Source organism: Microcoleus sp. BM001215392 (genome assembly GCF_036700185.1).
Classification (GTDB): Bacteria; Cyanobacteriota; Cyanobacteriia; order Cyanobacteriales; family Microcoleaceae; genus Microcoleus.
In genome coordinates, this window is record NZ_JAUBOJ010000178.1 from 1 (window position 1) to 13966 (window position 13966).

A 13966-nucleotide genomic window follows, 5' to 3' on the forward strand; every position below is an offset into this window, starting at 1 on the left:
GATTACTCACAAGAAACATAAGAACCTTGATAATTTGATAGTCATGTGGGTGAGAAACCTGATTAGGAATCAAATCCCACCCTCCAGGTGCAGGAGTGAAAGCACACAGAGCGCAGTGAAAAACTGCGTCCCCCAGGGTAGCGACTAGCCATCAATCCCTGAAGCGGGGGTGAAAGGTGTAAATACTCGAAGCCTAATCCGGTATCCATCAAGCAAAGAGTTCACGAGTAGGAATACGAAGGTATGTTTGAACCATCGTTAGGAATAACCAGCGAAATCAGGCTGATACGCTGGGAGTCCCAAAAGGGCAAGGATAATGGGGAGTTGGCAAGTCCAGGGTGACCAACAAGCACTTCCTCTAAACCCGGTGGAGAGTACCGCTCTAACAACTCAAAGAATGACTATCAGAAACGAAGTAACCTACCTTCTGTTCTCAGTCGGCAACGATTGAGTAGGTGCTAACCAATACGAAGGATAGGAAAGATTGATTCAGAAGCAAACGCCTGACTGTAATGGGGAGGATAAGCAGACGGAATCACGGTGAATTGGAAGATAAAGTTTCCAGTAGCAGTAAATATGTCTAATACGAGTTTAAAGACTACGGGGGAATGGCACTCGCTCAACTGGCGCAAGCTAGAACGGAGAGTGTACAAGCTGCAACGCCCGAATTTATCGAGCCTCTGGTCGAGGTGATGTGAAAACATATCGGCGACTCCAAAAAACGTTGATGAATTCTTGGTCAGCAAGAGTACTAGCGGTGCGTAGAGTTACCCAGGACAATCGGGGCAAAAAGACGGCAGGTGTGGATGGCGTGAAATCGCTGACCCCAAAGCAACGACTGAACCTCACGAGTCAACTCAAACTGGGTTCAAAGGTCTGTCCAACCAGGCGGGTATGGATTCCCAAGCTAGGAACGGAAGAGAAACGACCTTTAGGAATACCTACCATCAAAGACCGCGCCTTGCAAGCACTTACCAAACTGGCATTAGAACCAGAATGGGAAGCGCGATTTGAACCTAACTCATACGGTTTCAGAGAGGGAAGGTCATGTCATGATGCCATCGAGGCAATTTTTAACGCCATCAGATTCAAACCAAAATTTGTACTTGATGCGGATATCTCAAAATGCTTCGACTGTATCGACCATCAAGCACTACTGTTAAAACTAAATACCTCTCCCACCATTCGCCGTCAAATCCGTGCGTGGTTAAAAGCGGGGGTAATAGACGGAAAACATTTGGTGCCAACATCTGAGGGCACACCACAAGGCGGCTGTCTGTCGCCATTGTTGGCGAATATTGCCCTCCACGGGATGGAAAACCGGATTAAACAAGCCTTTCCAAAACGAACGATTGTCAAGAAAGGTAAGTATGCTGGCTCTCAATTAGGAGCTACATTAATCAGGTATGCCGATGACTTCCTCATTCTTCATGAAGACATCACCGTTGTCCAAAGATGCCGAGAAATTATCTCGGAATGGTTAAAAGACATTGGCTTAGAATTGAAACCGAGTAAAACCAGACTGACGCATACTCTTTCAACATTTGAAGGCAAAAAACCAGGATTTGACTTCCTCGGATTTAACATTCGTCAGTTCCCGAAAGGAAAACACCAATCTGGTAAAAATACTCGAGGGGAAAAACTAGGTTTCAAGACTATCATCAGCCCCAGTCAAGAAAAAGTTCAGGCACACTATGACCATCTAGCGAAGGAAATTGATGCCCATAAATCAGCACCGCAAGCGGGATTGATTAAAAGATTAAACCCCATCATCAGGGGTTGGGCTAACTACTTTGCGACAGTCGTCAGTAAAGAAATTTACGCCAGATTGGATGATTTGGTGTATCGAAAACTTGTCTCTTGGGCAAAATATCGTCATTTCAAGAAATCAAAGACCTGGGTGTCAAAGAAATATTGGCATTCTATTGATGGTGATAACTGGGTATTTGCTACCATCAAAGAAGGGAGTAATCCACTGCGTTTAATCGACCATAGCCGCATTAAAATAGTGCGTCATGTGAAAGTCAAAGGCGCAGCATCCCCTTTTGATGGAAATTTAGTTTATTGGAGTACCAGAACGGGCAATAACCCAGAAATGCCAAAAAGAGTTTCATCACTTTTGAAATGGCAAAAGGGAAAATGTGCCTGCTGCCGATTGTTCTTTCGTGAAAACGATGTAATGGAAATTGACCACATTATCCCTAAATCGCAAGGTGGAAAGGATGAGTATCAAAATTGGCAACTCCTTCACAGACATTGCCACGATGTAAAGACTACCAGTGATGGCAGTCTAGGCACCAAATCTGGCTGTAATAGTGTCAAGCCTAAACCCACCAAGAGACTGACAAAGGTCGAGGAAAAATGGGTAATGAGGTATGTATGATAAGCACCATACCACTGAGGAGCGGAATGAAGGGAAACTTTCACGTTCCGTTTTGGAGACCAGCGGGATTGGTGACAGTCTCGCTGAGTTTAATCGCTCATGCCATGATGCGATAGAGCAAATATTCACGGTAATTAGTCAGAAATCTAAATACGTGCTAGATGCTGACATTGCCAAGTGTTTCGACCGCATCGACCATGAAGCACTGCTCAAAAAATTAAATACATTCCCCACCATCCGCCGACAAGTTCGAGCCTGGTTAAAAGCGGGAGTGATGGATGATAAGCAGTTGTTTCCAACATCTGAGGGTACGCCACAGGGCGGGGTAATTTCTCCACTACTGGCAAATATTGCCCTCCACGGGATGGAAGAACGAATTAAAAAGTATGCTGATACTTTGCCCACCCGAAGTGGTCATGGTAAGCGGGACAACCGTAAAAGCCTAAGCCTAATTCGTTATGCCGATGACTTCGTTATTCTTCACGAAGACATAACCGTTGTTCAAAGATGTAAAGAGATTATCTCTGAATGGTTACAAGGCATGGGTTTAGAACTAAAACCCAGCAAAACGAGACTTACTCACACTCTCAACCAGTATGAGCAAGAAAAACCAGGGTTCGATTTCCTTGGTTTTAGGATACAACAATTCACTGTTGGAAAGTATCACTCTAATCAGGGTTTTAAAACAATCATCACCCCAAGTAAGCATTCGCAAAAGGTACATTACGATCAAATCGCTAGTGTTATCGAAGCCCATAAGGCAGCACCACAAGTGGCGCTAATCAACCATCTAAACCCAATCATTAGGGGATGGGCAAACTACTATGCGACTGTGGTAAGTAAGGTGGCTTACTCAGATATCGATAGCCTCACGTACCAAAAGTTAAGCGCTTGGGCAAAACGCCGCCACCCAAAAAAGAGCAGGGAATGGGTGTCAAACAAATATTGGCATTCCATAGGCGGTGATAACTGGGTATTCGTAACGAAGAAGGATGGATTAACCTCATTTCGGTTACTTGACCATGCCGTCACCCCAATAGTGCGTCATGTGAAAGTTAAAGGCGAATCGTCACCATACGACGGAAACCTAGTTTATTGGAGTTCAAGAATGGGTAAAAACCCGGAAATGCCGTCTAGAGTGGCAACGCTCCTGAAAAAGCAAAAAGGGAAATGCACCCACTGCGATTTGTTCTTCCGTGAAGATGATGTAATGGAAGTTGACCATATCATCCCCAAATCGAAAGGTAAAAAGGATGAGTATAAAAATCTTCAACTTCTACATAGACATTGCCATGATATAAAGACAGCCAATGATGGCAGTTCTGGCAGCAAATCCGACTGCAACAGTGTCGAGCCTAAACCCACCAAAAGACTTGAAAGAGTCGAGGATAAATGGGTAATGAGGTATGCGTAACAAGCACCAAATCATTGAGGAGCCGTGTGAAATTAAAGTTTCATGCACGGTTTTGAAGACCAACGGGGCTGGTGACAGTCTCGTTGAGTTTAATGGTGACAGGCAGTACAAAGGGCTATTAAGTTTTCTGGGCGATTGTCTTCCGGTATTCGATTGCGGTGGTGCACCGTCAAAGTTAACTTTAAGCGTTCGGATTTGGTTAAGTCACTTTTCTTACCGGGTCGGAGGCATTGTTGGCGGCACTTAGTGCAGCGCCATCCCGCACTTTCTTTTACTGAGAATGCAATCTCTTGCCAATTGTCGGGATACCTTTTGGGTTTTATCATAGCTCATTTCTCACAATATGACGATCGCTTTTATTGCCATCACTCAGAAGCCATCAAGTCAAAGAGTGCTGTAAATTTCCTTAATATTCCATATCTCTTAACGCCTTCCTCACTATTATTTCATGCTTGTCTCACTTAAGAGCGATCGCCATCCAGAACGCACAAAGTACAGAAAGTTGCATCAGGCGAAGATTGGGAGAAAAGCGATCGCTCAAAAATAGTCCTTTGAAGTTCTGAAAAATTAGCGATCGCGCGTAGCAACCATTTCAGACTTTTTCGGTACTGTCGTGGCTAATCAAAAATCACCAATAAAAGTCTACTTGCTATTGACATATTTCGCTATTTAAAGTATGAGGATCGATAGCCAGAGAATTTGCGACAACTGCAAATTAATCCTGAACACCATATATCCAGGCTGTACGTAAATATTAAGAGTTTTTAAGCATCTTGCTGTCACACTTGCTTGGGGCGGTGCCTCTGTGTTCGCCCTCAGTGCGATCGCAACTCTATTGTATCTACCTGTCAGACTAGATATTTCGTCATTCGCACGAAAACAGACTCAGGTATAATTTACAGGTGTTACTTTAACTGTATTGGTTGAATTTGCAATAAATGAACTACTACCATCGCAAGCTTTATGCCTTGCTGCACGGCTCAGAAAATCCAGAAACGTTTCTGTCTATAGCCAAACAGTTACAGTGTTTCAGGAGTAATTGGATCGTATATTGGATCTATTATTTTTGCCATGTGCGATCGCCCTTCAGATCGCGTGAATTTTGAAAGGTGACAGACAGCATTCCATTATTTTCACAGGACTTTAACAGGTCTAGGCGCTCCTGTACAAACAGTTTTGCGCCAGTTCTAGTAAAGATTTGTGACAAATATTGGCAGAATGCGTAAAACTTTGTTTAAGCCTCTGATAGATACACAGAAAGTAAAAATCAACTTGTGGAGAAACAAGGATGACCTTATATCAACGCAAACTTTATACATTACTCGTTCGATCAGGATTATTAACAAATACAAGCCCTTATAGCGACAGAATACCTTGCTTATCCAACTGTGCATCTAACCTATCAGAATTGGAGGAGATAAGATGTAGGGCAGAGGAAATTAGCAAAGCTTCCGATCGCGTAAACTTTGAAAACCTATCCCAAACAACCTTCAATACGGCAGATCCTGTTTCAGTGCGGCATCTAATCAGCGGTCAACATCGTACTGTCAAGAATTTACCGCAATTAAGCGATTCAATTATTGATCGGCTCAACGCAGTAGCCGGCAATGATGCTAGAAAAGCGTTTTGGTGGTTGTGGCGCTTTTATCCCCAATATCTAACACAACAGCAGCCAGATGCTTTGCTTTACCCTGCCGATCGCCTGATCCCAGATTGCCCGTTACATAGTTATAACAGTACCGTTTCTGCGATTGCAGGTGCAATTCCTCAAGATTATGTAGAGGAAGACGCAGATAAACATCCTTATTTGTTACTGTTTACCTTCTCACCCGTACAAGAATTTATCAAATCGTCGCGCAAATTCCTTGACTTCTGGGCTGGTTCTTATTTGCTGCATTATTTGAGTGCGAGACTTTGCTGGTACATTGCTCGTGTTTATGGGCCGGATGCGGTGATTACGCCTTCTTTATGGAGTCAGGAAATTATCGATGCGCTCATCGCTAAGCAATATCCTAATTTTCAAACAGACTTTGCTCATTTTCAAGGTGGATCTAATCCAGCGAGTCGATTTCAAGATAGAACATCTACCAGTTTGAGTACAGCTGGTTTTCCGAACGTGATTACAGCAATTGTACCGGGAAAAGTAGCGGCAGAGAAACTTGGAGCAAAGCTGGGCCAGCATTTAAACAAACAATGGCGAAAAATTGCTCTTAAGGTGCGATCGGATATTCGCCATTCTGTCATTGATTATCTAAATGACGAAAGCAAGCAGGATAAAATTGAGGAGTTAATAGTCGAACTTGCCATATCTGAAGGAATATTGGACAGTCCAGACAATCCAAACCGCCACGAACTCGAACAGTGGAAAAAAGAAAGTAGCTGGGAGTGGCGTAAACTTTGGGAGGCGCAAATCGATTGTACTTGGGAACCATACTGGACAGCAGTTCCTCTCGGTCATCCTGAGAGAACGTTCTCAATTACAGGTCAAGAAAACGTTCCGTCTGGCGATCGCGATCGGATTTGGATACAGGATCAGGAAACTATTGCTCCTTCCCGTAACGACCAGCCTACACCAACAGAAGCAGAAGATTTTGCCTATACAGAACTCAACATAGGAACTTGGTGGGCCAACTCTCAAAGCCGGCTGGGACAAGCCATTCAAGCTGTAAAAAATACTCGCAATTGGCGAATTCCTGCTGCACCAGGAGAGCGTTCTACCATATCGGGACAATTTAGCGCCGTTCACCCTCAATTGCGGTATGGTACGCATCAACCACGAAGGGAAAGTGCAGTAAGAGACTTAAGAGAAGGAGCCGGTATGAGTTCTGGTTCTATGCAGTTATTTTGGCAGTTAATGGCGTTAGTTTATCCGGGGTTATTTAATGGTTCGGAAAAATTGAATGCTTTGGAATTGACAAAGCGGATGGCGTGGCAATATGGGGGAGTTGCTAAGTCTCTGGGGATTAAAATAGAAAAGTTAAAAATTACTTTTGAATTGGATGAAGAAGATACCGAAGCTATGGGATATCAAACAATAACAACTTCAACTGATATTAACTACGATCGCCTGATTCGTTTTCCAAATCTCAGTTCTATTGCATCAGCGAGATTTGTTCGCGACAATTTGTCACTAGCTCGTAGATATTGGCGAGAAATTGCTAAGTTGATTCAAACTAAACTGCCTAAAGATACAGACAAGTTTGGATCGAAAACTCGTGGCAAAGCTTTTAATATTCCCCAAGTAGATCGCTTTATTAATCCCAACAATAGAGATGGGCAAGATTATAACGGAGTGATGTTCTCTAGCAAATGGCTTGCTGAAGATATGGGTCTGGAAAAAGAACACCTTACAACTTTGCGAGGCTTAGTAAAAGAAGCTCATAAAAAATGCGGCTTTGGTGACAGTTCACCAGCGGATTGGTGGACGATTATTGTAGCTGATGGTGATGGCATGGGTAAGTACGTTAATGGCTCTAAACTCAAGCCTTATCAGGAGTATCTAAACCTTGATGTTTTAAACAGTCAACCCGCGGCGAAATTTAACGAACTGCTGGAAACGCGCAAGCGCATGGGCCCTGCAACTCACGTCGGACTCAATCGCGCCTTGTTAGACTTTTCTAATCGCATCGTACCCTATCTTACTGAACAACGATTTTGTGGCAAGGTTGTTTATAGTGGTGGTGATGATGTATTAGCTGTTTTACCATTAGCAGATTTACCCGAATATCTCCTATCATTGCGGGCAGCTTGGTGTGGAGGTCAAGATCCTTATACAGAAAAAGATCCCAAAATTAGCTTTACTGCCACAGGAGGCTATTGGGAACCCAATCCCAAAAATGATACCCAAAATAGTAATTTTTGCGGACTGCAAAATCGCCCTTTATTTACGATGGGTGAAGGTGCGACAATGAGCGCAGGAATTGTCATTGCTCACAAAAGCGTTCCCTTACCAACGGTACTGGAATCTCTCTGGAGTGCTGAGAAAGATTGCGCTAAGGAGATGCAAGGGGCAACAATAAGTCATAATGAAAAAATTGAACCTAAAGACGGGCTTTGTTTTCGGGTAATTTACGGAGGTGGAAATGTTTTAGAAGCGACGATGAAAGGTCATCTGCTATCTCAGTGGTGGGAGTTTGTTTCTTCGGAAGAACCTAATAATTTAGCACCTGTGCTTTACCGTCTTGCTGAAGAGTTACCGACTCATGCTGCTCTAACTGAAAGCGATCGCCTTTTGACTAAAGCTGCTAAGGTTATTATAAACTCACGAGACGAATCGCTTCCTCAACCTGTGCAAGATGCTCTGTGTGACTGGCTGAATAATTGGGAAGATTGGGCTTATCGCGTTGATATGAATTGGCAACAACTGCGGAAACAAAAACCAGAAGAACCTCAACCCGTAGGTTGCAGCATTCAAGATTTAGCAAAATTGTTGCGATTCAGTGCATTTTGGCTTGATAAGATGGCACAGCAAAATTCATGGGGACAGGTGAGATAATGGAAATGTTCTGGTATGCAATCGAACCTTTAGATGTGCTGTTGTTTCGGGAAGCTAAACCCTTTAGTCCTGGCGAAGGTTCTTGGGCTAAAGGACAGTTTCCACCAATGCCTATTACAGTTTTTCAGGCTTTGCGATCGATTGAAAATTTCTATGGGAACAAAAAGGAAGAGAAGCGGCGCGATCTAAATTTTATTGGCCCGTTTCTGATGGACGATAAAAATCAGCTTTGGCTACCAACTCCTAAAGATTTGTGCTGTATTCGTTTAGTAGGGGACAGGAGCAATCCCGAATACAGCAAAGATCACGTGGAAGATTGGGATAAGCTGGTACGGATCGTTCCCGTTAAACAAGATTGGGAAGATTCGGACTGGAGACATATCTCTTTTGATAATCGAGAATTACCGCCAATGGTGCCACCTCGGTTGCCAGAGGGGAACTATAGCAAGAGACAAAAGCCTTGGATTTCTCAAATTGTGGCACGGGGTTTAGCAATGCAAAATCAATTGCCAGAATTTATTTGTGGCAGTCCCAAACCTTGGATGAAAGCACAAGCATTATCTCAATATCTTCAGGGAGAAATTACTACATCACCCGATGATTTTTGCAACGATCCTTGGTCAGTGCAGATATTACCACACATTCACATGGAAAGTGGAGCGAGACAAGTACGAGATAGCGATGGTTATTTTACGGAAGTGGCGATTCGTTTAAAACCGGGGTGGAAGTTGGTAGCGGGTATTACCAAGAAAATACCAGAAACTAAAGTAGTAAGTTTGGGAGGTGAAAACGAAACACCAGAAACCAAAGAGGAAACACCAGAAACTAAAGTAATTCGTTTGGGAGGTGAAGGGCATCGTGCTTTAGTTGTGCCATTGAAAGATTGGCAGGGATGGCAAGATTTGGAGAAGTTTCTAACTCCGAATTCGGAGAGTAAAGTTGCTTATTTGCTCACGCCGGGACTTGCTCGTGCGGAAATTGATGCGCCAGTTTATGGTGCTTATCCTCACGAGTGGCGCGATCGCCTTGCTGGATGTGCCACCAGTCGCCCGTTGCTGTGGGGTGGAGTGTCGAGTATTAAAAGGCGGGCAAATTCTCAACAGGAAGGGAAATTAGAATTTTCCTTGTTGCCGCAACGGGCTTTTGTGCCGCCGGGGACGGTTTATGTGTTTAAGGAATTGCAAACTTCTGGGTCTTTGTTGTTACCTAATGCAGAGGAGAATAACACGGACAAGGAATGGGTAAAAACTTTCAGAACGTTGAATTACGGAATGTTATTGTGGAGGCATAAAAATGACTAATCTTGCTTATTTATATTTACTCTCGCCACTACATACTGGCGGTACTAGCCAGGAAGGAAATATTGTTGGTATTGCGAGGGAAGCGCACACAAATTTTCCTTATTTGCCTTCTAGCAGTATTCGGGGAAGATTGCGATCGAATGTCGAAGCGATACCTAATAATCCTGATTCGACTGGAGATTTGTCAATGGATGCTCGTATTCGTCGAGTCAAGTTGTTTGGGCCAGATCTAAAAGACATCCAAGATTCAGAGTTTGTTGAACACTATGAATATGAAATAGAACGAAAAATTACTCAACTCGAACAAGGTAGTATTTGGATAGGGGACGCTTCACTTTTGTGGATACCAGTGCCTTCTATCAGTCATGGTGTTGTGTGGATTAGTTGCCCGATGCTGCTGCAACGCTGGACTCGACTCAACGGACAACAAATTGATGTTCCAGAAGGTAGCAGGCATCTGACAACAGCAGGAAATGTTTACTTGAAAGATACTAAAATTCTTGCAGGAAAATTAAAAGATTTTCCTGCCGACACACCTTGGACAGATTTTGTACCCAATTCTGGTCAAACTAGCATAACTCAAGTTCTAGTAGTTCCTAACCGTTACTGCGAAACTCTGATTGAGATGAGTTTGTGGCGACAAGTAAAAGTTAAGCTCAACGAACATAAAGCAGTTACTGATGGTAGTTTTCGCTATGAAGAAGCCATACCTCCAGATTCGCTAATGTATTTTCCTTGGGGAGTAACCAAGCAAGTTGCAGGCGATCCAAATGCCCACGAGCAGGATTTTCAAAATCTATTAAATACTGATTCAGTTTTACAGTTAGGAGGACAAGAAAGTTTGGGACGAGGTTTTGTTCAGCAACTAAAAACAACTGAAACTGCCAACGCATAGGAGATAAAAAATATGGTTCAAGATATCGATCGAGAATTCGGACAACCGCTTTCAATTATCACCCCAGTGTACGAGACACTGCATGAACTTCGCGAAGCTTACAATACCGCAAAAAACAATGGAGAAATTAGCGAAGAACATTACAAAAAACGTCTGAAAGAGCAAAAAAGCCAAGCGCGAGAACTCTATACCTATTTGGCAACTTGGGGTTTAATGCGCCTGCGTGCTGAAGAAATGTCTCGCAATGCTTGGGGGGATCGTCCTATTCTTCAAATTCCTCTGCCTGAGAAAGCTAGAAAAGACCAGGAGGGTAAACGGGAAATCCTCGAACGCTTTTTTAGGTGTTTGGAAAGGGTTTCTGGACAACAAAACTTAGCAAATACTAACGGCGCTCAAACGTTAAAAGATTTGCATCCTAACAATTATATAGGATTAACAGGCATTGCTTTAGCGGTGGCGCGAGAGTTTAGTTTTTGGACGGAAGCAATTTATCCAGATATTAAAGGAGAGGAAACAGAATGAGAGGGGGCAACAATAATAATCAGCCAGGTATATTTCTGGAAGCACAACTTAACCCACACAACCAAGCCAGTTTTATTGAATATTTGCGCTGGCTGCGAATCCCTAATTTGGGAAATGATGACAATGCTACTAAAGCTAAACTCCTTCAAAATGCAGCAGAGCGAAGTAACAATTATAGCGATTATTTCCAGCGTCGCAATAAAGCTACAAAGTCAATTGCAGAAGGAAATACTTTTACAGTTGAATGCGAGTGGCGGATACGAGTAGGCGGAATGCGCGGGCCGGAAGATATGCTGCTTCCTGCTTTTGATGCTGCGGGAATGCCTTATATTCCGTCAAGTACATTGCGGGGTGTGGCGAGGGCGCAGGGATTACGATCGCTCATCCAACAGAATCTTGCACAACTGCAACGAACTCATCCCAATATTACTGCTCAACAACGGCAAAATGCCATCCAACTAGCGGAAAAGGAAATAGCGCGTTATTTTGGTTCTCTGGAAGCAACAGAAGAAAATCGGGCCGGAAAAGTAATTTTTCTGGATGCTTATCCTTGTGGGGAAAGTTGGGGAAAGAATGAAAGAGGTTTAGCTGTAGACATTGCTAATAATATCTGGAAGTGGGACGGAAATCAGCCAAAGTACCAACCCAATCCAAATCTATTCCTTTCATTAAGAAAGCCTAAATTTGTGATTGGGGTGCGCCGCACTTTCCAATGCGATGATGCTACATTTGAACAAGTCAAAAGTTGGTTAGAGCAAGGTTTGCAAGCGGGAATTGGTTCTCAAGTCAATTCTGGCTATGGGGAAATAAATGTCGAAGGAATTGCAGCAGCTTCTCCATTTTTGCAGGTTAATTTTACGCTCACAGGGCAATTAATTCACAGCCATCAGCGCATGAATTGGAATGGGGAAAAGAATAGATATGAGGGTCAAGCTGAGGCAGAAGTACGTGCGATCGCATTTAAGTCAATGCTGCGTTATTGGTTTCGGGCGATCGCCTTGGGTGTATTGCCAGTTGCCGAAGTGCGCGATCGCCTAGAACCCAGATTATTTGGCGCCATTCAACCTCAGACTCAGGGATGGATGAAATGTCAAGTTCAAGAAATTACAAAGCCTAACCCTCGTACACAACAACAAAATCAAAATGCTTGTCTTTCCAAAAGCGGGATACTAAAACTAAGTTTTTCAGAAGAAGCGCCAGCAGAAAGACAAGATGCGATTCGGCAGTTATTTCAAAACCTCACTTGGTTGATGTTTCATCTGGGAGGAGTTGGACAAGGAGCACGGCGACCAAAACATTCTCGTAACAGCAGACCATTTTATCGCGGCACTCAATTAAGAGCAACGAACGTTTCGCCTAATTCCAACAACGATTGGGATTTTCCTGAAACACCTCTACAGTTTAAGTCGCAATTTCAGACAAAAATGCGAGAGTTTTATCGTGCGCTAGCGCAACTGACATCAACAACTTTTAATACGCACTCTCCTAGACCCAATATTGGTGAATTTATTAACTCGATCGGGAGAGATTGTAAAATTGTTGTTTGTCAGGGGAATTCCAATTCGCAAACAAAACCTTTTGCTCTCAATGTTTTGCACGAACTTGCTCGTAACAACAATGGCAATTACGATCGCGACTTGTGCGGCGGTGCTAATAGCGATCCTTCACCTGTCTGGATTGCTGATTTGGGAAACTATCAAGTTGTTACTGTTTTTGGTGCCGGGAATCAGAAGCGCCGTAACTTTTTGACACAGTTACGTCAAAGAGCCACTGCTTGTGAAACCCTTTGGGATAACCAAGGAATTAAGTTAAATTAGTCTTGATTTTTTGAGTTTGGAAAATAACTAAACATCAACCGCCATGAATGCAATTCTCATCGCCAATATAGGCACATCTGACATAGCCGTAAAAATTGACGACTATTACATCCCCGTAGGATTCGATCGCACCGAACCAAATCTTAACGAATCTGGATTAACAGAAGATGAAGCAATCGTCTGGGACGCACAATTCCGACAAAGCTATATTATCAAAGACTTGTGTCCCGAATTGGAAGTCACCGTCACCAAAAATAATCAACAATCATTCTCATTTCGTGAACTCACTCAAAAACTGTTAGCAGCCTATGAAAAAGATGAAACAGGAACTTGGCACGATCGCATCCGCCCCGGTCGAATTTGGGGTGTCTTAAAAACTGCCACGCAAGACCCGAAATTCCAAGTCAAACAAGCTTACATCTTTGTTACCGACCAACCAGAGTTTATCTTAGATTCTAAATCCGGTGAACAGAAACCTAATAAGCAAGGCTATCCTTCAGATTCTATCCATTTATTTAGCATCCTCAAAAAATGGTTTGAGCGCGAAATGCCAGACCTGGAATTGATATGTAAAGTCATTCCTCAAAACATCTCAGCAGTCGATCGCGATGAATTGCTCAACTATTACTACCAGTTCTTTTTCCAGCATATTCGCAGCGAACAGACTATTTTAATAGGTATTAAAGGCGGCACTCCTCAAATGCAGCTAGCTTTGACTATGCAGGCGATCGCCTCATCTGTCACCAACCAACTATTTATCAATCCTCAGTTGTCACCTAAAAATATTCTCAGAGGCCAAGCATCAGAATGCGACTTCACATCCTACTGGAGGTATATGCGGAGTCAAAAATATCAAGATGCTAAAATCATCCTGGAATCTCGCTGGGATTTTCGAGGCGCTATTTCTATTCTAGACGGTTGGCTGACAACTTTGAAATTTTTAAAGCCATATAGCGATCCTAAATCATTTGCAAAAAAATCTGGCTTCACTAATTGTGATTAAGTTAGTATTAATTTAGGCTTTTTTGCAAAAAAGCCATACATATCTAACTTAGGGAAATCAAAAGTTTGACAATGAGTTACTAGCATAAATAGCTTTTTAATAAGTGCAAAAGATTTACAGAGATACCAATGTTCTC

8 protein-coding genes and 1 pseudogene are annotated in these 13966 nt (G+C 43.0%); 8 read left to right on the forward strand and 1 reads right to left on the reverse strand.

Annotated features, from left to right (window positions below):
* Positions 1-576: 576 nt before the first annotated feature.
* A pseudogene (gene ltrA, locus QT974_RS18875) lies at positions 577-2296 on the forward strand (group II intron reverse transcriptase/maturase); the annotation flags it as partial.
* A 79-nt stretch (positions 2297-2375) separates the two neighbouring features.
* Positions 2376-3797, forward strand: a complete 1422-nt coding sequence (locus QT974_RS18880; protein WP_333469970.1) for a group II intron reverse transcriptase — start codon at positions 2376-2378, stop codon at positions 3795-3797.
* 89 nt (positions 3798-3886) lie between these two features.
* Here the strand turns inward: QT974_RS18880 and QT974_RS18885 are convergent, their stop codons facing one another.
* Positions 3887-4123 carry an HNH endonuclease gene (locus QT974_RS18885; protein ID WP_333469971.1) on the reverse strand — a complete coding sequence of 79 codons (237 nt, stop codon included), beginning with the start codon at positions 4121-4123 and terminating at the stop codon, positions 3887-3889.
* A gap of 1082 nt (positions 4124-5205) precedes the next feature.
* On the opposite strand from QT974_RS18885, the gene cas10 reads away from it, so the two are divergent.
* From cas10 to QT974_RS18915, 6 genes are read left to right on the forward strand one after another with little or no spacing between them, the layout of a single operon-like run.
* Positions 5206-8292 carry a type III-B CRISPR-associated protein Cas10/Cmr2 gene (gene cas10, locus QT974_RS18890; protein WP_333469972.1) on the forward strand — a complete coding sequence of 1029 codons (3087 nt, stop codon included), beginning with the start codon at positions 5206-5208 and terminating at the stop codon, positions 8290-8292.
* Positions 8293-8297: 5 nt separating this feature from the next.
* On the forward strand, positions 8298-9593 hold the full coding sequence (locus QT974_RS18895; RefSeq protein ID WP_333469973.1) for a type III-B CRISPR module-associated Cmr3 family protein: 1296 nt from the start codon (positions 8298-8300) through the stop codon (positions 9591-9593).
* Positions 9586-10488: a type III-B CRISPR module RAMP protein Cmr4 gene (gene cmr4 / locus QT974_RS18900; RefSeq protein WP_333469974.1), complete on the forward strand. Its 903-nt coding sequence runs from the start codon at positions 9586-9588 to the stop codon at positions 10486-10488. The genes QT974_RS18895 and cmr4 overlap by 8 nt, the downstream gene beginning before the upstream one ends.
* A gap of 12 nt (positions 10489-10500) precedes the next feature.
* A complete protein-coding gene (locus tag QT974_RS18905; protein WP_333469975.1) occupies positions 10501-11010 on the forward strand; it encodes a hypothetical protein in 510 nt (169 codons plus the stop codon).
* Positions 11007-12827, forward strand: a complete 1821-nt coding sequence (cmr6, locus tag QT974_RS18910) for a type III-B CRISPR module RAMP protein Cmr6 (RefSeq protein ID WP_333469976.1) — start codon at positions 11007-11009, stop codon at positions 12825-12827. The genes QT974_RS18905 and cmr6 overlap by 4 nt, the downstream gene beginning before the upstream one ends.
* A 43-nt stretch (positions 12828-12870) precedes the next feature.
* Positions 12871-13830 carry a hypothetical protein gene (locus QT974_RS18915; RefSeq protein ID WP_333469977.1) on the forward strand — a complete coding sequence of 320 codons (960 nt, stop codon included), beginning with the start codon at positions 12871-12873 and terminating at the stop codon, positions 13828-13830.
* Positions 13831-13966 lie beyond the last annotated feature (136 nt).